The 18,723-nt window shown below is 64.7% G+C and carries 19 protein-coding genes; 8 read left to right on the top strand and 11 right to left on the bottom strand.

What is annotated here, in order from left to right:
- Positions 1-13 precede the first annotated feature (13 nt).
- Positions 14-655 (bottom strand): lysoplasmalogenase, encoded by a 642-nt coding sequence (locus tag N6L27_RS17155; RefSeq protein ID WP_271908561.1) that lies wholly within the window; start codon positions 653-655, stop codon positions 14-16.
- A gap of 130 nt (positions 656-785) precedes the next feature.
- On the opposite strand from N6L27_RS17155, the gene N6L27_RS17150 reads away from it, so the two are divergent.
- A complete protein-coding gene (locus tag N6L27_RS17150; protein WP_271908560.1) occupies positions 786-1,181 on the top strand; it encodes a hypothetical protein in 396 nt (131 codons plus the stop codon).
- A gap of 19 nt (positions 1,182-1,200) precedes the next feature.
- Here N6L27_RS17150 and xseA read toward each other — a convergent pair whose 3' ends face one another.
- Positions 1,201-2,697, bottom strand: coding sequence for an exodeoxyribonuclease VII large subunit (gene xseA, locus N6L27_RS17145; RefSeq protein ID WP_271908558.1), 1,497 nt, complete (start codon positions 2,695-2,697; stop codon positions 1,201-1,203).
- A gap of 135 nt (positions 2,698-2,832) precedes the next feature.
- Between xseA and purD the strand changes: the two genes are divergently transcribed.
- Together purD and N6L27_RS17135 are read left to right on the top strand one after the other, a co-directional pair.
- Complete coding sequence (gene purD / locus N6L27_RS17140) at positions 2,833-4,098, top strand: phosphoribosylamine--glycine ligase (RefSeq protein WP_271908557.1); 1,266 nt, start codon at positions 2,833-2,835, stop codon at positions 4,096-4,098.
- Positions 4,099-4,342: 244 nt separating this feature from the next.
- Entirely contained in the window at positions 4,343-4,828 is a 486-nt protein-coding gene (locus tag N6L27_RS17135; protein WP_271908556.1) for a GNAT family N-acetyltransferase, read from the top strand.
- 279 nt (positions 4,829-5,107) lie between these two features.
- Here N6L27_RS17135 and N6L27_RS17130 read toward each other — a convergent pair whose 3' ends face one another.
- From N6L27_RS17130 to N6L27_RS17120, 3 genes are all read right to left on the bottom strand, one after another.
- On the bottom strand, positions 5,108-6,832 hold the full coding sequence (locus tag N6L27_RS17130) for a DUF1217 domain-containing protein (protein WP_271908555.1): 1,725 nt from the start codon (positions 6,830-6,832) through the stop codon (positions 5,108-5,110).
- 247 nt (positions 6,833-7,079) lie between these two features.
- The gene (locus N6L27_RS17125) at positions 7,080-7,886 is read right to left on the bottom strand and encodes an FG-GAP repeat domain-containing protein (protein WP_442915791.1); all 807 of its coding nucleotides are present in this window, start codon (positions 7,884-7,886) and stop codon (positions 7,080-7,082) included.
- Positions 7,886-8,209: a 2Fe-2S iron-sulfur cluster-binding protein gene (locus N6L27_RS17120; protein WP_039187507.1), complete on the bottom strand. Its 324-nt coding sequence runs from the start codon at positions 8,207-8,209 to the stop codon at positions 7,886-7,888. The genes N6L27_RS17125 and N6L27_RS17120 overlap by 1 nt, the downstream gene beginning before the upstream one ends.
- A 166-nt stretch (positions 8,210-8,375) precedes the next feature.
- On the opposite strand from N6L27_RS17120, the gene N6L27_RS17115 reads away from it, so the two are divergent.
- The 4 genes from N6L27_RS17115 to N6L27_RS17100 all read left to right on the top strand — a co-directional run bounded on the left by N6L27_RS17115 (position 8,376) and on the right by N6L27_RS17100 (position 11,067).
- Positions 8,376-8,846 (top strand): OB-fold nucleic acid binding domain-containing protein, encoded by a 471-nt coding sequence (locus N6L27_RS17115; protein WP_271908552.1) that lies wholly within the window; start codon positions 8,376-8,378, stop codon positions 8,844-8,846.
- Positions 8,847-8,918: 72 nt separating this feature from the next.
- Entirely contained in the window at positions 8,919-9,458 is a 540-nt protein-coding gene (locus tag N6L27_RS17110; RefSeq protein WP_271908551.1) for a peptidoglycan-binding domain-containing protein, read from the top strand.
- Positions 9,459-9,547: 89 nt separating this feature from the next.
- Complete coding sequence (locus N6L27_RS17105) at positions 9,548-10,216, top strand: Crp/Fnr family transcriptional regulator (protein ID WP_271908550.1); 669 nt, start codon at positions 9,548-9,550, stop codon at positions 10,214-10,216.
- A 338-nt stretch (positions 10,217-10,554) separates the two neighbouring features.
- Positions 10,555-11,067 (top strand): class I SAM-dependent methyltransferase, encoded by a 513-nt coding sequence (locus tag N6L27_RS17100; RefSeq protein WP_271908549.1) that lies wholly within the window; start codon positions 10,555-10,557, stop codon positions 11,065-11,067.
- A gap of 75 nt (positions 11,068-11,142) precedes the next feature.
- On the opposite strand, the gene N6L27_RS17095 is transcribed toward N6L27_RS17100, so the two are convergent.
- From N6L27_RS17095 to rpiA, 6 genes are all read right to left on the bottom strand, one after another.
- The gene (locus tag N6L27_RS17095) at positions 11,143-12,636 is read right to left on the bottom strand and encodes a Do family serine endopeptidase (protein WP_442915790.1); all 1,494 of its coding nucleotides are present in this window, start codon (positions 12,634-12,636) and stop codon (positions 11,143-11,145) included.
- 243 nt (positions 12,637-12,879) lie between these two features.
- The gene (locus tag N6L27_RS17090) at positions 12,880-13,074 is read right to left on the bottom strand and encodes a DUF2065 family protein (RefSeq protein WP_271908548.1); all 195 of its coding nucleotides are present in this window, start codon (positions 13,072-13,074) and stop codon (positions 12,880-12,882) included.
- Positions 13,074-13,955 carry a protease modulator HflC gene (gene hflC / locus N6L27_RS17085; RefSeq protein WP_271908547.1) on the bottom strand — a complete coding sequence of 294 codons (882 nt, stop codon included), beginning with the start codon at positions 13,953-13,955 and terminating at the stop codon, positions 13,074-13,076. The genes N6L27_RS17090 and hflC overlap by 1 nt, the downstream gene beginning before the upstream one ends.
- On the bottom strand, positions 13,955-15,103 hold the full coding sequence (gene hflK / locus N6L27_RS17080) for an FtsH protease activity modulator HflK (RefSeq protein WP_271908546.1): 1,149 nt from the start codon (positions 15,101-15,103) through the stop codon (positions 13,955-13,957). Before hflK ends, hflC begins: the two co-directional genes overlap by 1 nt.
- Before the next feature lie 81 nt (positions 15,104-15,184).
- Entirely contained in the window at positions 15,185-16,540 is a 1,356-nt protein-coding gene (gene gor / locus N6L27_RS17075; RefSeq protein WP_271908544.1) for a glutathione-disulfide reductase, read from the bottom strand.
- A 330-nt stretch (positions 16,541-16,870) separates the two neighbouring features.
- The gene (rpiA, locus tag N6L27_RS17070) at positions 16,871-17,659 is read right to left on the bottom strand and encodes a ribose-5-phosphate isomerase RpiA (protein ID WP_271908543.1); all 789 of its coding nucleotides are present in this window, start codon (positions 17,657-17,659) and stop codon (positions 16,871-16,873) included.
- 145 nt (positions 17,660-17,804) lie between these two features.
- On the opposite strand from rpiA, the gene N6L27_RS17065 reads away from it, so the two are divergent.
- Positions 17,805-18,581: a methyltransferase domain-containing protein gene (locus N6L27_RS17065; protein ID WP_271908542.1), complete on the top strand. Its 777-nt coding sequence runs from the start codon at positions 17,805-17,807 to the stop codon at positions 18,579-18,581.
- The last annotated feature ends 142 nt before the right edge of the window (positions 18,582-18,723 follow it).

The raw sequence follows: 18,723 nt of genomic DNA, 5'->3' as shown, positions 1-18,723 counted from the left end.
GGCGTTGCAGAAATCAGGAAAATGCCGCCAGAAAGCCCGCTTGCGCCCCCCAATAAAGCGGCCAGACCGCAAAGGGCGTGATCCGGCGCAGCGCGTGATCCTCCGGCAGCACAAAGGTTTCCGCCGCCAGCACCATATCCGAAAGCATGAAGGCGCAGGCCGCGGCAAAGACCCACGAGCCAAACGGCAGCGTCAGCGCTGCCGCCCCCATGCCGAGGATGATCGGGATATAGGCAAGAACCGGCCTCTTCAGCGCCCCGGCGCGCGGCGCCAGGATCTTCGCCATCACAACACCCAGCACCAGCAGAACCGCCGCAATGGCGGCCCCGGGCATCTGCAACACCCGCACCGGGTCGCTGTCCCCGCGCGTCAGGAACAGCACCGCATAGTCCAGGTGGCCGGCGGCAAAGGCCCCGACACCGGCCATGAACGCCCCCTCGCCATCGCGCGACAGGAACAGATCGCCCAGCCCGCAGAGGCCCAGCGCCACGGCCAGCAGCCAGGGCGCGCCCGTCAGCAGCGCCGCCAGCGCCAGCAATGCAACAGAAGCGGTCTTCAGCACGCTGCGCGCCAGCCCCGGCGGCTGCGCAGCCATCGGCAGGTAGATCAGCGCGCAGGCTGCGGCGCCTGCCCACAGTGCCAATTCCGTTGTCATACTCTGCCCCCCCTTGGTTTTCCGCTACTCTGTCCGCGCAAAATGCGCGCGGTCAAAGGTGACCCCGCGGGAGCCTGTTCAGAAAACGCAAGGCTTGGAGCATCCGCTGCTCCTGAGGCACAATGGCCTCATGCGTTTCTTGATGATTCTCCTGCTGGCCGCCCTGCCCGCCCCGCTGGCGGCGGGTGAAACGCTGAGCGCTGGCGAGTTTGACCGCTACACCCAGGGCCGCACGTTGTTTTACGGCTTCGGCGGCGCCTTGTACGGGGTTGAGCGCTATCTGCCGAACCGCCGGGTGATCTGGTCCTTTCTCGATGGCAAATGCCAGGACGGCAGCTGGTACGAGGAGGCAGGCCGGATCTGTTTCATCTATGAAAACCGCGACGATCCGCAGTGCTGGACCTTTGAACTGACACCGCGCGGACTGACCGCGCGGTTCGAGGACGATCCTTCCGCCACCGAACTGTATGAAGCCGAAGACATCGGCGAGGAGATGCTGTGCTACGGCCCCGAGGTCGGCGCCTGAGGCCCCTGCAAATGCCCCGCTAGAACAGCGAGCCCTGGCCGCCGCCCTGTGCCGGAGGTTTCGGCGTTTCCTTCTTCGGCGCCTGTGCGGTGCCCCCCTCCAGATCCAGCGTGCCATCTGCAAATTCGATCTGCAGGGCGTCTGCCTTGGCGGCGGCAGACCGGGTGGTCAGGATCTCATCGCCAGACCGCACCACCGCATAGCCGCGCTCCAGCGTTGCCTTGTAGCTGAGGATCTCCAGCTGCCGCCCGGCGGCGGTCAGGGCCTGGCGCTGGCGGTCAATACGCGCGGCCTGCACCGCATCCAGCCGCTGCGCCAAGCGGGTCAAGGCGTCTTTCTGCGCCGCAACCTCCCGCTGGATCGGCCGCAGGCTGAGACGCGAGGACAGGTTCTGCAGCCGGTTGAGCCGCCCTTCCACCAGCTGGCGCAGAGTGGCGGGGCGCAAGGACGCCGCGGTTTCGCTCAGATGCAGCCGCCGCCGCTGCACGCCGTTGATCAGCGCACCAGGCAGCCGGTCGGAAATCCGGTCCAGCCGCTGGCGCGGGGTTTCCAGCAAGGTATCGGGCTTGGGCAGCGCCCGGGCCAGATCATTCAGCCGCTGGCGCCTGAGCTGCACTGCCTGGCCGGCGGCGCGGGTCAGCCGCGCGCCTTGGTTCTCGCTCCACGCCATCAGCTCCAGCCGCACCGGCACCGCCAGCTCCGCCGCCGCGGTCGGGGTCGGCGCCCGGCGGTCGGAGACAAAATCGATCAGCGTGGTGTCCGTCTCATGCCCGACAGCCGAGATCAGCGGGATCTGCGAGGCGGCGGCGGCACGCGCCACGACCTCCTCGTTGAAGCCCCACAGATCCTCGATCGAGCCGCCGCCGCGGGCGACGATGATCAGATCGGGCCGCGGCAGAGCACCTCCCGGTGTCAGACGGTTGAAACCGTCGATGGCGCGGGCCACTTCGCCTGCGCAATTCTGCCCTTGGACAGCCACGGGCCAGACCAGCACCTTGCGCGGGAAACGGTCGCGCAAGCGATGCAGGATATCGCGGATCACCGCGCCCGAGGGCGAGGTCACCACCCCGATGATCTGCGGCAGATAGGGCAGCGGTTGTTTCCGCTCCGGCGCAAACAGGCCCTCGGCCTCCAGCTGCTTCTTGCGCTTTTCCAAGAGCGCCATCAGCGCGCCCTGGCCGGCAACCGCGACCTCATCCACGTTCATGTTGTACTTGGACTGCGCGCCAAAGGCCGTCAGCCGGCCGGTGACAACCACCTCCAGCCCTTCCTCCGGCACCACCGACAAGCCGCTGATCTGCCCCTTCCAGGTGGTGCAGGCCAGCACCGAGCGGTCATCTTTGATGTCATAGTACAAATGCCCGGAACGCGCTTTGAACACGCGGCCCACTTCGCCCTTCACCCGGATGCGGCCGAAGGTGCCCTCCAGTGTGCGCTTCACCTCGCCGGAAATCTCCGAAACGGTGAATTCCGGGGCGTTCTGGCCCGGCTGCGGGTCGTCAAACAGGTCGGACATCGGGGGCTGCTCTCCTGCGGCCTTTGGCCGGTCTTGTTTTGAAGTCGCGCGCAGCATAGAACGCGCGGCAAGCAAGGCAAGCCCCGGGTGGCACCCCGCGGGCCACAGGGCTCAGGCAGATCGGAGAATGCGCCAATGAACATCCTTATCCTCGGCAGCGGCGGGCGTGAACATGCACTGGCCTGGGCGGTGATGCAGAACCCCAAATGCGACAAGCTGATCGTGGCGCCGGGCAATGCCGGCATCGCCCAGATCGCCGATTGCGCAGCCTTTGACATCGAGGACGGCGGCGCGGTGGTGAATTTTGCCGAGGAAAACGCCATCGACTTCGTGATTGTCGGCCCCGAAGCACCCCTGGCCGCAGGCGTCGCCGACCGGCTGCGCGAGGCTGGCATCCTGGTGTTCGGCCCATCTGAGGCGGCAGCAAAGCTGGAAGCCTCCAAAAGCTTCACCAAGGAAATCTGCGACGCGGCAAACGCCCCCACCGCAGGCTACGGCCATTTCACCGACGCAGAGGCCGCCAAGGCGCATGTGCGCGCCAACGGCGTTCCAACCGTGGTCAAGGCTGACGGTCTGGCAGCCGGCAAGGGCGTGATCATCGCCATGACTGAGGAAGAAGCCGTGGCAGCCATCGACGATATGTTCGGCGGTGTCTTCGGCGGTGCCGGCGCCGAGGTGGTGATTGAGGAATTCATGGAAGGCGAGGAAGCCTCCCTGTTTGTGCTGGTGGATGGCGAGGACGTGCTGGCAATTGGCTCCGCCCAGGACCACAAGCGCGTCGGCGAGGGCGACACCGGCCTCAACACCGGCGGCATGGGCGCCTACTCACCGGCGCCGGTCTTGTCGGCAGAGATCGAGGCCCGCGCGATGGAAGAGATCGTCAAACCTACAATGCGGGTGATGGCGGAACGCGGCATGCCTTATCAGGGCATTTTGTACGCGGGCCTGATGATCAAGGACGGGCAGCCGCGGCTGGTGGAATACAACGTCCGCTTCGGCGACCCGGAATGCCAGGTGCTGATGATGCGTCTGGGTGCCCAGGCGCTGGATCTGATGCATGCCGCGGCTGAGGGCCGCCTGCGCGATGCACAGGTGAACTGGGCCGATGACCATGCGATCACCGTGGTGATGGCGGCAAAGGGCTATCCGGGATCTTACGAGAAGTTTTCCGAGATCCAGGGCCTAGACGCGCTGCCCGAGGACAGCAGCAACATGGTGTTCCACGCGGGCACCAAGGCGCAGGACGGCAAGGTGCTGGCCGTCGGCGGCCGGGTGCTGAACGTGACCGCCCGCGGCGAAACCCTGCAGGAGGCGCGCGACCGCGCCTATGCGATGGTGGACCGCGTTGACTGGCCGCAGGGCTTCTTCCGCCGCGACATCGGCTGGCGCGCGCTGAAGTAATCCGCCCCCAGGTTCCGGCAGGCCCTCCCGCCTGCTCCGGGCCAATCTGGAGATTGCCCCTCACAGTTGGGCGTGGCCGGGCGCTGCCGCGCCCGGCGGTCGGCGCGCCCCCGCGCCCGCGGTTTGCCAGGGCTGCGGCCCCGGGATATCCTGCCGCGCAGGAAGGAAAACACATGCGCCGACATCCTGCCATCTGCCGCCTGCCCCGATCCCGGTCCCGGATGCCTGCCCGCGGACCAGCACAATGACCGCACCCCGGCGGCTTTCTCCCGATGATCCCTGCCTTCTGGATGTGCTGGATCTGATCCAGCGCAGCTTTGCCTTTATGGACGGGCGCATCGACCCGCCCTCCTCCATGCACCAATTGACGCTGGCCGCCCTGCAGGACCAAAGCCGCGGCGGCGAAATCTGGACCATTGGCACACCGCCTGCGGCTTGCGTGTTCCTGACGCCCCGCCCCGATTGCCTGTACCTGGGCAAGCTTGCGGTAGACGGCAACCATCGCGGCACCGGGCTGGCGCGGGCGCTGGTGGAGCTGGCCGCAACCCGTGCTGCGGCACTTGGCCTGCCGGTGCTGCGGCTGCAGGCGAGAATTGAACTGACGGAAAACCACGCGGCCTTTGCCAGGATGGGGTTCCGCAAGACGGGCGAGACCGCGCACCCCGGCTTCGCCAGGCCGACCTCAGTCACCATGGAAAGAGCCGTGCCGGGCAGCCGGGCCCAAAACTGAGCAACGGACTGACGTTCAATGGCACAAAGCGGAACCGCAGCTGAACGGGCTGGCCAGGTTGCACAGAAACAATGCCTGCGACCTGCATCCCGGCCTGAAGGCTGGCCTCCATTAGGTACCTCTTGTCCGCCGGTGAAAGGCGCGGTTCGGCAGACCGCAAATGCGGCGCCCTTCCGCGGCGGACTGCCCGCGCCGCAAAGGCAGAGCGGCAGCAGCGCTCAGGCTCGCCTCGGATCATCCTGCCTCTTTGGGTTGGGTTCAACGAACCTGAACCCCGCCTCAGAAACCGCCCAGATCCGTCATCAGCAGGAACCGCCTGCGGAACTGATCCAGCATGTCCGGCTCCAGTAGATCAGCAGGATGAGAGGTGCCAAAGGCGGAAAAGGCCCGGTCCTTCATCTCTACCAACTGGCGTTCGATATCCAGCTGGCCAAAGCTTGACGGCAGTGCCAAAGCGGTCTCGAACACGGTGCGCAGCGGTGGTGAACCCATGATATTGTACCAATGGGCGTTCTCGCTGCCGCCCTCATCTGCAACCGCCTGCAGCTCCCGCTCCAGCGCCAGTGCCAGGCGCATGTTGGGATCGGAGTTGCCGATCTCGATCTCGAACTGGCGGGTTGTGTACAGATCCGCCAGCTCCTCGGCAAAGCCGTCCGGATAGTCCTTTGCGACCTCACCCTTGTTGAAGGAGAAGGCATAAGCCATTGCTTTCATGTTGTTGTCATGGTGCAGATTGGCATAGGAGATTTCCGAGGACAAATCCGAGTCCAGCGTCTTGATCATGACATTGAAATCGCTGTCCCGGTGGCTCAGCCCGAAGATGTCCAGCGAGGCTTCGAACAGGTTGAGGTCAAAGACCACGTCCCTGGCCTGGGTCATGGTGTCGAGCTTGTCGGTGATCTCATCGGAGAACACCTGCATCTTGCTGACATGATCCGGCCAGGTCCCCTGGAACGCCTCGGCAAAATCGTAATAGGCGATGTTGGCCGGCTGGTTCACAAAGGAGTTCGGGTCGCTCAGGTCGGACTCCAGCACCTGGCGCAGGAAGGTCTCCCCCCGGTCGCTGAGGTTGAACTGGTCCAGCGCATCCGCCAGCAGCTCCGGGTTCAGCAGCAGCTCATCCGGGTCGGTCATCGCGTCGATGTCCGGGTAGCCGAAGCCGAACGCGCGCGAAACATTCAGATAGCGCGTGTCCTCAAGCTGGTTCACAAAGGAGTCCGGATCGGTGGTGTCCGAGTTCAGCACCCGGCGCAGGAAATCCTTGCTGGTGCGCTCCAGATCGAAGGTCTCGATCACCGCCTGAAGCAGCTCCTCGTCCTCTAGCAGGTCATCGGCGCTGGCCAGCCCGTCGGTGTGCTGATTAAACTCCGACACCAGCGCCTGGATGCTGCTATCATATTCCGGCGGCTTGTTGAATTCGAACTGTTTGGCAAAGTCGGCGAACCGGGTGTCGGTCAGCTTGTTGGCAAAGGACTCCGGATCGGTGAGGTCCGATTCCAGCACTTTCTGCAGGAAGAACTGATTGTTCTCCATCCCCTTCAGCCCGACGTTGTCCAGCGCCTTGCTCAGCAGGGTTGAGTTGGACAGGAGGTCATCCGCGGTGGTAATTCCCGCAAATTCGCTGCCGCCCTTCGCACTGGGCAGCTGCGGGCCCTCCGGGCTGTTGAACCCAAAGGTTTTTGCCAGCGCCAGATAGCGGCTGTCATTGAGGCGGTTCACAAAGGACTTGGAATCACTCAGGTCGGAATCCAGCACTTTCTGGATAAAGGCACGGTTGTTGATGTCCTCATCCAGGCCAAAGGCGCCCAGCGTCACCTGCAGGAGATTGTAATCGTCCAGCAGCTGGTCCGAGTTCTGGATACTGGTGATACGCTCTTTGAAATCCTGCACCTGGCGGTCCAGAACGGGCGATTTTTCATAGACTTCCTGCTGTTGGGCCTGGGTCCGCTGCAGGAAGGTCCAGCCGGCGATACCGGTGCCGAAAACATAGGGTGTAAAACTCACGCGCGTGTCTCCTGTGAAAACATGCCCCGGCCGGCGCCGCCGGCACTTTCCCATTTGCCGCAGGCTATCCAAAGGGAGTGAATATTTCGGTAACGCCCGTGCAGACCCGCCGGAGAACGCAGGCAAGGATCACACCCAAGGCGGAAACGCGGCTCTCCCGCCTGCTTCAGCCCATCCGGGGATGGGCCGCGCCGTTGGGCCGGGCGCCGCGCAAGGCGCGGCGCGGGCCGGTTGCGCCCGCTTGCGTTCAGCGGCAGGCCAGTGCGCCCGCTAGCCTGGTGTCAGGATCAAAGGGACCGATGTCCCGGGCAGTGATTTCACCATCCTGCAGCCGCGCGGTCATGATCCGGCGCCAGCCGCCGCTCACCATCACCAGTTCCACCCCCTCACCGCAGTCACGGAGGCCGGAAGTGATGAAGTCCTCGCCGATGCGGTGATTGGTCAGCCCGGGTTTGCTGGCGACCTCATGCAGCGCGCCGTCCCGGAACCGCCAGATGCGCAGGGTTTTCGCAAGATGCGGCCGGTCGACATAGGCGATTTCGACATGGCCGTCGCCATCCAGATCCGCGGCGCCGATGGGCGCCAGCCAGCGGTTGCGGGTGCCGATATGCGGGGTCTCGGCAATTTTTTCACCGTGCGCGCCATAAATGGCCAACTGGGCGCCCTGCGCCACATCGGTTTCCACCACCAGTGCCTCGGGGCTGCCATCGCCGGTCACATCCGCCAGCCGCGGCGCGATGTCTTCGAACACATGATCCAGCGGCAGGCGGATCAGAATGCCAGATTTTTGGTAGACGGCTTTGGCAGAACAGCAGCCCGCACCGTTGTTGTCCACCGACAGCTCCAGTGCGCCGTATTCCACATCATCGCCCAGCACCGCATGGCCATAACGGGTGGTGGGTTCGCTGTAGCGGGCCGAGACGATCCTGTCTTCAGCCGCCAGCGCAGAGGGGCCGGCCAGGGCCAGCCCCAAGCACAACGCCCGCCAGGCGCGGCGGGCAAAACGGGGCCGGCAGCGCAACGGATGACGCCGCGCTGCCGGCCCCGCAGTCATCAGATCTGCTTCTCGGGCATATGCACAACCAGGCCGTCCAGCGCGTCGCTCACCTTGATCTGGCAGGTCAGGCGTGAGCGGGCCGGGTCGGGCTCATAGGCGAAATCCAGCATGTCCTCTTCCATGTCATCCTTGGCGGGCAGCTTCTCAACCCAGTCCGGCGCGATGTAGACGTGGCAGGTGGAGCAGGCGCAGGCGCCGCCGCAATCGGCCTCGATGCCCGGAATGTTGTTGTCGCGCGCGCCTTCCATCACGGTCAGCCCGCTGGCCACGTCCACCACGTGCTCGGTGCCGTTGTGCTCGATATAAGTGATCTTTGCCATTCGTCAGCTCTCTTCCCTTTTCCGGTACTTGCGCGACTGTGTAGCCAAGCGCCCGCGCCGGTGCCACCCCCAATTGCGACGCCGCCCTGCCGCTGCTGGACTTTACCGCCCCATGTTCTATATTTGTTCACACTCAAATATTCTCAACCCCAGGGGTGATTTCCTCATGCCAGCCCCCGCGCGCCCTCCCGTGCCGGCCCGTGCAGCCGCCGGGCCCGATCTGCAAACCGGCCCGCGAACCGGCCGGCAGACCAGCCCGCCCCCTTGGCCGCGCCCGCCCCATTGCCTGCCCGCCGCCCGGCTGCAGGAGCCGCCGGAAAACGCCCGCATCACCGTCGCGGGCCTGGTGATCCTGCGCCAGCGCCCCGGCACCGCCAAGGGGGTGATCTTCGTCACGCTCGAGGATGAGACCGGCGTGGTCAATGTGATCGTCTGGCGCAAGATCTACGAGGCCTTCCGCCGCGCGGTGATCTCCGGGCGGATGCTGCGGGTCACCGGGCGGCTGCAGCGGGCCCATTCCGTCACCCATGTGATCGCCGAAGACGTGGAGGACATCTCGCCCATGCTGGACCTCCTGCTGGCCGATCAGGGGCGCCGGGACGATCCGGCCTTTGCGCCGCCCCCCGAACTCGGCTAGGCTGCCGCCAAAGCAACGGCGCCCCGCCCCGCCAGCGGGACAGACAGAGGCGCCGGCATGAGGCAACCGGGCATGATGCCATCCAACCTGACTTTCGCGCGGCGCCTGGCGCCTGCCCTGCTGCTGGCGGCCCTGGCGGCGCTGCCTGCCTGCGTTCAGCCGCAGCCCGGCAGTCCCGGCAGCGAAACCTCCCGAACAGGCCGCTATGCGCCGCCCGGCGCAGCCCCCGGCACCTGCTGGAGCAAGCATACCTCGCCGGCCGTCATAGAAACCGTCACCAGCCAGGTCCTGGCCGAACCGGCGCAGCTGGACGCAAGCGGCCGGGTCCTCCGCCCCGCTACCTTCCGCACCGAGACCAGCCAGCAGATCGTGCGGCCACGGCAGGAGCAGTGGATCGAAATCCCCTGCCCCGAAATGATGACCCCGGACTTCATCCGAACCATCCAGCGGGCGCTGGCCGCCCGCGGCCTCTACCGCGGCCCCGTGCATGGCCAGATGGACGCCGCCACCCGCGCGGCAGTGCAGCGCTACCAGGCGCCGCTGGGGCTGGACAGCGGCACACTGACGCTGGCCTCCGCCCGCAGGCTGGGGCTGATCGCCGTCGCCGGCTGAACCGCCCGGTTCAGCTGCCCGGTTCCCAGCCGCCCAACCCTCTGCTAAGGTCAAGGCACCGGGCCACAGACATCAATGAGACAAACACCATGCTGACCACCCGCCTGCCGGACACCGGCTTTCTCTCCGGTGCCTCCGGCCCTCTGCGCCGGATGCTGGAGAGCCAGGCCACCGAAGTGCGCCTGCGCCAGGGCGAGGTGCTGTTCGAGCAGGGCGACGCAGGCGATGCGCTTTATGCGATTGCCGAAGGCGCGCTGGAGTTTTCGGTGCTCTCTGCCTCCGGCCGCAAACTGTCGCTCGACATGATGCGCCCCGGCGCGGTGTTCGGCGAAATCACCCTGTTCGATCCCGGCGAGCGCACCGCAACCGCCATCGCCGCCGAACCCAGCCGGGTCTTGCGCCTGCGCAGCGGCGACGTGCTGGCGCAGATCCGCCAATACCCCGATCTCGCCGCCGACCTGCTGCGGCTGGCCGGGCAGCGGATGCGCTGGATGAACACCCAATTGAACGAGCAGGTGTTCCTGCCGATGCCGGTGCGTCTGGCGCGCAAGCTCCTGTATCTCGCGCCTGAGGCTGGCGACGGCCGCGTGGCCCTGTCGCAGGCGGAACTGGCTGAATTTGTCGGCGCCACCCGCGAGGCGGTGTCCAAGACACTCGCCGCCTGGAAACGCAGCGGCCTCGTCGGCATCAGCCGCGGCGGCGTGCAGATCCTCGACCGCAGCGAACTCGCGGTTCTGGCCGAGCCGGATTCAATCTGATCGCGCGGCAGGAAATTCCGCACCAAAATCCGCCCTCTGTAATCCCGGTCACAGAAGCCGGTCCGGCACTGCGCCATAAGTGATTCATAGACGGCCGTTATCCGTTCCATCCCAACGGCTGCCTGTCCAACAAGAGCCATGTGCCCGCCAGCACATGGCTCTTCCCCTTTTGCGCATTAGCTGTGCCGCCCGCCCCCGGAATTCTGCGAGAATTCCGGCTCGGAAAACACGTGTTTTCCGAACCGTTTCCCGCGCCGGGAAACGTTATCTCCGGCATCCCTCCAGTTCAAAAAATATTCACTTAGCCAATCCACGCCCCCGCCGCTACGGTGCCGCGCATGGCTTACGACTACGACAAACTCTACCGTGAAACCCCTGACGCGCTCGGGGTACCCGCACCCGCATTCACTACCTTTTTTGAGGGGCTGGGCGCGCAAAGTCTGGACGTGCTGGATGCAGGCTGCGGCCAAGGCCGCGATGCGCTGTTCATCGCCCGGCTGGGGCACCGTGTCACCGGCATCGACCTCTCCCCGCACGGCATCCGGGACATGCTGGCTGCAGCGCAGCGGCAAAACCTCGCGGTGACCGGAATCGCTGCTGACCTCACCAGCTGGGAGCCGGACAGTGATCACGATATCCTGCTGTTCGACCGCACCCTGCATATGCTGGCTGCGCCGCAGCGGCGGGCGCTGCTGAACCGCTGCCTGCCCTATGTGCGGCCCGGCGGCTGGGTGCTGATTTCGGATGAAAAACGCAATCTCGAAGATTTCCGCCAGATCTTCGCCGCACAGCCCCGTGCCTGGCACACCGAAAAGGACAGCCGCGGGCTCCTGTTCATGCGGCGCCGATGAAAAAGTCCCGTAAAAAAGGAAAAGGCCGGGCAGATGCCCGGCCTTTGCCATTTCAAGCAGTTCACGCTGCGGCTGTCACTCCGACAGGTTCAGCGCCACAAAGCGCGGCTCGCCGCCGCGGCGCACCAGCAGCAGAAGCGACTTGCGGCCGGCCTCCTTGGCTTCGCTGACACGCGCTTCCAGATCGCTGATCGACGCAACCTTCTGCTGGCCCGCTTCGGTGATCACGTCACCCGCACGCAGCCCCTTCTCCCAGGCTTCCGAAGTCTCATCCACCGACAGAACCGCCAGGCCCTCGACATCCTCAGCCACATTCAGCTCAGAGCGCATCTGCTCAGTCAGCACGCCAACCGAAAGCCCCAGCAGTTCCTTCTCGGTGCTGCCCGGCGCCTCGCCGCTGCCGCCTTCGCTGGCAGGCGCACGCTCTGCATCCTCACGGCGGCCCAGGGTGATCCGCAGGGTTTCGGTCTTGCCTTCACGGTAAACAACCACGCGCACGGTCTTGCCGACCTCTGCATTGCCGACCTGGCGCACCAGGCCGCGGGTGTCCTTCACGTCGGCGCCGTCAAAGCTGACGATCACGTCGCCGGCAAGCACGCCGCCGTCCTTGGCGGGCCCATCCGGCACGTCAGTCACCAGCGCGCCGCGGGCCTTCTCCAGACCCATCGCTTCAGCCAGATCCGAATCCACATCCTGGATCTTCACGCCCAGCCAGCCGCGGCGGGTCTCGCCGAATTGCTTCAGCTGATCCACCACCTTGACCACCACGTTCGAAGCCATCGAGAACCCGATGCCGATGGAGCCGCCGTTGGGCGACAGAATCGCAGTGTTCACGCCAACCACATCGCCATCCATGTTGAACAGCGGCCCGCCGGAGTTGCCCCGGTTGATCGCCGCATCGGTCTGGATGTAGTCGTCATAGGAGCCCGAGAGCTCGCGGTTGCGGGCCGACACGATGCCTGCGGACACAGAGAACCCCTGCCCCAGCGGGTTGCCCATCGCCACCACCCAGTCGCCGACACGGGCGGTGTCGCTGTTGCCGAACTTGACGTATTTCAGCGCCGCCGGCGCCTCGACCTTCAGCAGCGCGATATCGGTGTTGGGGTCGGTGCCGATCACCTTGGCGGGCAGCAATTCCTTGGGCTGGCCCTCGCCGGGGAAGAACTCGATCTCGATCTCGTCGGCGCCGTCGATCACGTGATTGTTGGTGACGATATAGCCATCCTCGGAAATCACGAAACCGGAGCCCAGCGCAGAGGACCGGCGCGGCCGGTTGCCATTGCCGTTGCCGTTGCGGTCCTGGAATTCACGGAAGAAATCCTCAAAGGGCGAGCCCTCCGGCACGATTCCCTGCGGCCCGGTGCGCCCCTCAACGACAGTGCTGGTGGTGATGTTGACGACCGCCGGACTAACCTTGTCGGCCAGCGGCGCCAGGCTTTCGGGCCGGGCCATTGCGGATACCGCCTGCATCAGCAGGACTGCTGCGGTCAGCACCGCAAGCCAGGCCAGCCGGATCATCGCGCCGCTGCCGCCTGCCCGGCCGGAAATTGCAATTGCCTGTGGCTGCACGGATCTACTCCTTGTCATTTTCAATTCTTCTCCCCAGCCCGGGAGGGCGCAAACGCCGCAGATGCCGGGCAAAGTCTTATGGACCCAATGTAGGCACTCTCCCCCATCCCGCAACAAATGTTGCACGGAATAAAGCCGCTGTGATCCGGTTTTCCCCCTGGAAAGGCGGGGGAGGCCCCGCTGAAACCATTCTAACAGGGAAAGATTACGGTTTCGCTGAAAAATTGGGGGGAAAGCACCGCTTTAAATCCCCAGACGGAACGCCAGCCAGACCAGGATCAGGCCCAGCGCCAGCGCCGCCAGCCCCGCATTGCGGCGCTGTTCCTCCGTCAGGGCGCGCAGCATTTCCAGCAGCCGCTCCACAAGCGAAGGGGCCAGTGCGTACACCAGCCCCTCTGCAATCAGTACCAGCCCGAGAGCCAGCAGGACGAATCCCATTACTGCACCGCCGGCTTGCCGCCAGACGATTTCAGGTAGTTGAAGAAATCGGAATCCGGCGACAGCACCATCGAGGAGTTGCTCCCCTGCAGGGCGCCGACATAGGCGTTGAGGCTGCGGTAGAACTCAAAGAATTCCGGGTCCGCCCCATAAGCCGTGGCAAAAATCCCGTTCCGCTCGGCATCCGCTTCACCGCGGATCACCTCGGCCTCGCGTTCGGCTTCCGACACCAGCTCGACCTCGGTCCGGTCGGCCTGGGCGCGGACGCGCTGCGCCGCCTCTTCACCGCGGGCGATCTCATCCGCCGCTTCCCGCTCGCGCTCAGCGCGCATCCGGGCAAAGGTGGCTTCCAGGTTGGCCTGCGGCAGGTCGGTGCGCTTCAGCCGCACGTCGATCACCTCAAGGCCCAGCTGGCGCGCCTGGGTGATGGCGCCATTGCGGATCCGCAGCATCAGCGCGAAACGGTCCGAGGACAGGATGTCGTTGGAGCTGACGGAACCCAGCACCTCACGGGTCTGCGCCCGCATGATCTTGTCCAGGCGCAGTTCCGCAGCACCAATGCCGCCGCCGCCGACGGCCTGACGGAAGGTATCCACATTGGCAATCCGGTAGCGCGAGAAGGCGTCCACGATCAGGCGGCGGTCATCCAGCGGAGTGACTTCCAGCGGGCCGACTTCCAGGCTCAGGATGCGGTCGTCATAGCGCACCACATTGTCGATGACCGGCAGCTTGAACGCCAGGCCCGGGGCTTCCTTGATGTCCACCACCCGGCCAAAACGCAGCACTAGCGCCTTTTCCCGCTCGTCAACGATGAAGATCGAGGACAGCACAGCAATCGCCGCGACCACCAGAACGGGCAGAAGAAGTGTAGATTTCCGCATCAGTTGCCCTCCTGCGATTTGCGCAGCTCATTCAGCGGCAGATAGGGCACGACGCCTTGGCCTTCGCCGCCTGCAGTGTCATCCAGGATGATCTTGTCGACCCGGCTCAGAACCTCTTCCATGGTTTCCAGGTACAGGCGCTTGCGGGTCACTTCCGGCGCTTTCTGGTATTCCTCCAGAACAGCCGTGAAGCGGCTCGCCTCACCCTGCGCCTCGTTCACAACCTGCGCACGGTAGGCCTCGGCCTCTTCCAGCGTCTGCGCGGCCTGGCCGCGGGCGCCAGCCAGCTTGCGGTTGGCATAGGCATCCGCCTGTTTCTCCAGCCGGTCGCGTTCCTGGCCTGCGGACTGCACTTCGCGGAAGGCGTCCTTCACCGGCTCTGGCGGGTCGGCGCCGTCAAAGTTCACCCGCACGATGTTCACACCGCTGTCGTAGCTGTCCAGCGTCTCCTGGATCAGCTCTTCCAGCCGGGCGGTGATGGCGCCGCGGTCGCGGTTCAGGATTGGTGCCAGCTCGGACTGTGCGATGATCTCGCGCATCGCCGATTCCGACACCGCGTTGATGGTCGAGCGCGGATCGCGCAGGTTGAACAGGAACCGGGCCGGATCGGAAATGTTCCAGACCACCTGGAAGTCCACGTCGATGATGTTCTCGTCACCGGTCAGCATCAGCCCGGCCTCCGAGCCGCGGGCGCCGGAACCGATGTTCTCGGTCTGCTCGACGCGCACCGGGATCACCTCCTTGGTGACCAGCGGCCAGGGCGCAAAGTTCAGGCCCGGCTGCCCGGTCGAGGAATACTCGCCCAGGAACAGTTCAACCGACTGCTCTTCCGGCTTGACGGTATAAACACTGGCAAAGCCCCACAGCACCGCGCCGGCAATCACCGCCAGCCCCAGGGTGCCCTTGGTGAACAGCGGCGCACCGCCGCCGGCACCGCCGCCGCGTCCGCCGCGCCCGCCAGAGCCGCCGCGCCCGCCCATCAGGACGCGCAGCTGTTCCTGGCCTTTCTTGACCAGCTCATCAATTTCGGGGATCTGGGGATCTTCCGGCTTACGGCCGCCGCCGTTGTTGCCGCCGTTGTTGCCCCGGTTGCCTCCGCCGCCGGAGGAGCCACCGCCCCCCCATGGGCCACCGCTATTGCCCGCCATTTGTCTCCTATCCGTTTGCTGCCGCCCTTCCCTTCTTCAGAAAGGGCCGCATGTGAGGTTTGTTCTTGCCGGTTTGCCCGTTCAGGCCGAGCGCACCGGACTTTTCAAAGTTACCAACTCTTCCGACATTGTCGGGTGCACCGCAACCGTACGGTCGAAATCTTCCTTGGTTGCACCCATTTTTACGGCAATTCCGGCCAGCTGGATCATCTCACCCGCGCCAGGTGCGACGATATGGCAGCCCAGCACCTTGCGGGTGGCCTTCGAAACGATCAGTTTCATCAGCACCCGCTGCGCCCGGCCGGCAAAGGCCTGCTGCATGGGTTTGAACGACGTCGCATAAACCTCAACCGGTTCCTGCTCGCGCGCCTCTTCTTCGCTGAGGCCAACGGTGCCCATCTCCGGCTGGGTGAAAATCGCGGTCGGGATCAGCTCATGGTCGGGGCTGGTGGGATTGCCCTTGAACACGGTCTCGACAAAAGCCATCGCCTCGCGGATCGCCACCGGCGTCAGCGCCACCCGGTCCGTCACATCACCGATCGCATAGACAGACGGCACCGAGGTCTGGCTGTATTCATCGACGATGATCTCGCCCTTGCGGCCACGCTCCACGCCGATCTCCTCAAGGCCGAGGTTGTCGGCATTGGGGTGGCGCCCGGTGGCATACATCACCTTGTCGAACAGACGTTCCTGACCGTTGGTGGACTTGACCAGGATCTTTTCGCCTTCCTTGCGCATCTCCAGCACATTGGTGCCCAGATGCACGTCGATGCCCGCCTGGCACATCTCCTCGCTGATCAGCCCACGCGCTTCATCATCGAAGCCGCGCAGAATCTGCGCACCGCGGTAAAACTGCGTGGTCTTGACGCCCAATCCGTTCATGATGCCCGCAAACTCGCTGGCGATGTAGCCGCCGCCGACGATCAGCAGGCTTTCCGGCAGTTTGTCCAGGTGGAACATCTCGTTTGAGGTGATCGCCAGTTCAGAACCCGGAAACTCCGGCACAGTGGGCCAGCCGCCGGTGGCGATCAGGATGTGCTTGGCAGTCTTGCGGGTGCCGTCGGCCAGCTCCACCGTATGGGCATCGGCAAGCTTCGCCCGGCTGTCGAAGCTCTCGACGCCGTTATTCTTCAGGATGTTGCGGTAGATACCTTCCAGCCGGTCCAGCTCGCCATGCAGCTTGCCCTTGAAGGCGTCCCAGTCAAATCCGCCTGCGGTGATGTCCCATCCATAGGCCTTCGCATCCTCGACCATGCCGGAATATTCAGACGCGAAAACCATCAGCTTTTTCGGCACGCAGCCGCGGATCACGCAGGTGCCGCCATAGCGGTCCTCTTCGGCCAGCGCCACCTTGGCGCCCTCCTGTGCCGCCACGCGCGCCGCACGCACCCCGCCGGAGCCGCCGCCGATGACAAACAGATCGTAATCAAAGCTCATGAAGTTCCGCCCTTTGCAATTCTTGATCAGGTGTATCCCATAACGGACCACCAAACGCCATATGCCCAAGTGGGCGTTTGCGCGCTGCATTCAACCTTTTGCATTGAATTTGCACCGTGTTGTGAGACGGAATTCCGGTTTTCCGGCCACTTATGGGCGGTACATCCGCAGAAAACGGAATTCGGCGCGAATTCCGTCCCGAAATCCTGCGAGGATTTCAGGCCCGTCTCTGCGGCCCGTCTTCAGTGCCGCCGCCCCCGGTTTCCGCGCCGGAAACCGGGCCGAATTCCTCGCAGGAATCCGGCGTGCAAACGTGGAACGCAACCGCGCTCAGTCCATCAGGTCGGTGAACAGGTTGTCAGCCTCGACAAAATCCAGTTTGTCCTTCTCGACCGTGCCCTCGTTTATGTCACGCACCTCGACGCGCCCGTCGCCATAGCCGATCACCACCGTGTCGCAGATGTCGATGAACAGCCCGTTCTCGATCACGCCGGGGATCTGGTTCAAGACCAGCGCCAGCTGGCGCGCATTGCCGATCCGTTTCAGGTGCAGGTCCAGAATGTAATTCCCCTCATCGGTCATGAACGGCGCCCCGCCGTTCATCCGCAGGGTGGAGCGGCGCCCCATCACATCCATCGACACCAGCGTCTCCTCGATCAGGGCCTGGCTGCTCTGCCAGCCGAACGGCAGCACCTCCACCGGCAGCGGGAAGGCCCCCAGCGTGTCCACCATCTTGCTGGCATCCGCAATCACCACCATCTGGTCCGACGCTGTGGCGACAATCTTCTCCTGCAGATGCGCACCGCCGCCGCCCTTGATCAGGTTCAAATCCGGATCAACCTCATCGGCGCCGTCGATGGTCAGATCCAGCCACTTGGCCTCATCCAGCGAAACCACATGAATGCCCGCATCCCGCGCCAGCGCCGCGGTGCGGCTGGAGGTCGGCACCGCGGTGATCCGCAGGCCTTCGTTCTGCACCAGATCGCCCAGGCAGCGCACCAGCCAGGCCGCGGTGGATCCTGTGCCCAGCCCCACCCGCATACCATCTTCGATCATCTCCGCCGCCCGCTTGGCGGCCACGAATTTTGCCTTGTCGATGGGGGACAGCTCGCCGGTCATCTCAGGTCTCCATGCACGTGTATTGCACACCGTTATAGGCGGACGCCCCCTCGCGCGCGAGGGGGCTTTTGCCTTCCCTGCCCGCCGCCCGGCTGGAAATCCCGGCCTATCGCCCTAATCCTCAGACATGCAGGGAGGGACAGGTATGCTGCAATTCGATGAAGAAACCACCCGCGTTCTGGAAGATGCCTATCAGGGCGCCGACGTAACACGGCGGCGGCGCGCCAGCTTCGATGCTCTGGCCCCGGTGCCGGGCGACCGTATTCTGGATCTGGGCTGCGGCAATGGCTTGCTGACAGAGGAACTGGCCCGCGCGGTCGGCCCCTTGGGCCATGTGACCGGACTGGACGCCAGCCCCGACATGCTGTCCGCGGCCCGCCAGCGGCTAATGGGGCGCGAAAATACCTCTCTAACGGAAAGTGACGCCGCCAGCCTGCCGTTTGACCCGGAAAGCTTCACCAAGGCCGTTTCGGTGCAAGTGTTTGAATATATAACCAGCCGCCGCCCAGTGCTGCGTGCCGTGCACAAGGTACTGAAACCAGGCGGCCGCCTGGTCATCGGCGACATGCATTTTGACACATTTGCCTGGCACAGCGACAACACTGCCCGGATGCAGCGCTTCCTGGAAATCTGGGACAACCACCTGGCCGAACGCGCGGTCCCTGCCAGGCTGCCCGAGGAACTGCCCGATTGCGGCTTCGAAGTGGTTTCAATGCGCCCTGTCACCATCTGCGACACCAGCTTGCGCCCGGACGGGCTGGCTGCAGTGATGATCCGCCTGATCCGCGCCTATGCGGTTCAGACAGGCGCCACCGACGAAGACGACGCCGCCGCCTGGGCCCAGGAACAGGAGGAACTGGCGGCAGAGGGGCGGTTCTTCTTCTCCCTCACCCACTTCGTCTGCACCGCCCGGCGGGTCTGAACGGGCAGCTGTCCTCTGCGCAAGGGGCAGGAACTCCTGTCTCGAACCGGCTGTTTTGTGCGGCAATTCAGAACGCACGCTGAGCGGGACAAACCTGACCTTTGTGGACAACTTGTGAATGACCGATACTAATTAGGATCAT

It is taken from the genome of Leisingera sp. SS27, assembly GCF_028368855.1.
Taxonomy (GTDB): domain Bacteria; phylum Pseudomonadota; class Alphaproteobacteria; order Rhodobacterales; family Rhodobacteraceae; genus Leisingera.
Note: the sequence above shows the minus strand (reverse complement) of the source record. Positions and strands in the feature narration are given on the sequence as shown.

Excerpts from the sequence above, each read along its gene's own strand:
- N6L27_RS17155 (WP_271908561.1), bottom strand. The coding sequence starts at position 655 with ATGACAACGGAATTGGCACTGTGGGCAGGCGCCGCAGCCTGCGCGCTG.
- N6L27_RS17150 (WP_271908560.1), top strand. The coding sequence starts at position 786 with ATGCGTTTCTTGATGATTCTCCTGCTGGCCGCCCTGCCCGCCCCGCTG.
- xseA (WP_271908558.1), bottom strand. The coding sequence starts at position 2,697 with ATGTCCGACCTGTTTGACGACCCGCAGCCGGGCCAGAACGCCCCGGAA.
- purD (WP_271908557.1), top strand. The coding sequence starts at position 2,833 with ATGAACATCCTTATCCTCGGCAGCGGCGGGCGTGAACATGCACTGGCC.
- N6L27_RS17135 (WP_271908556.1), top strand. The coding sequence starts at position 4,343 with ATGACCGCACCCCGGCGGCTTTCTCCCGATGATCCCTGCCTTCTGGAT.
- N6L27_RS17125 (WP_442915791.1), bottom strand. The coding sequence starts at position 7,886 with ATGACTGCGGGGCCGGCAGCGCGGCGTCATCCGTTGCGCTGCCGGCCC.
- N6L27_RS17120 (WP_039187507.1), bottom strand. The coding sequence starts at position 8,209 with ATGGCAAAGATCACTTATATCGAGCACAACGGCACCGAGCACGTGGTG.
- N6L27_RS17115 (WP_271908552.1), top strand. The coding sequence starts at position 8,376 with ATGCCAGCCCCCGCGCGCCCTCCCGTGCCGGCCCGTGCAGCCGCCGGG.
- N6L27_RS17110 (WP_271908551.1), top strand. The coding sequence starts at position 8,919 with ATGATGCCATCCAACCTGACTTTCGCGCGGCGCCTGGCGCCTGCCCTG.
- N6L27_RS17105 (WP_271908550.1), top strand. The coding sequence starts at position 9,548 with ATGCTGACCACCCGCCTGCCGGACACCGGCTTTCTCTCCGGTGCCTCC.
- N6L27_RS17100 (WP_271908549.1), top strand. The coding sequence starts at position 10,555 with ATGGCTTACGACTACGACAAACTCTACCGTGAAACCCCTGACGCGCTC.
- N6L27_RS17090 (WP_271908548.1), bottom strand. The coding sequence starts at position 13,074 with ATGGGATTCGTCCTGCTGGCTCTCGGGCTGGTACTGATTGCAGAGGGG.
- hflC (WP_271908547.1), bottom strand. The coding sequence starts at position 13,955 with ATGCGGAAATCTACACTTCTTCTGCCCGTTCTGGTGGTCGCGGCGATT.
- hflK (WP_271908546.1), bottom strand. The coding sequence starts at position 15,103 with ATGGCGGGCAATAGCGGTGGCCCATGGGGGGGCGGTGGCTCCTCCGGC.
- gor (WP_271908544.1), bottom strand. The coding sequence starts at position 16,540 with ATGAGCTTTGATTACGATCTGTTTGTCATCGGCGGCGGCTCCGGCGGG.
- rpiA (WP_271908543.1), bottom strand. The coding sequence starts at position 17,659 with ATGACCGGCGAGCTGTCCCCCATCGACAAGGCAAAATTCGTGGCCGCC.
- N6L27_RS17065 (WP_271908542.1), top strand. The coding sequence starts at position 17,805 with ATGCTGCAATTCGATGAAGAAACCACCCGCGTTCTGGAAGATGCCTAT.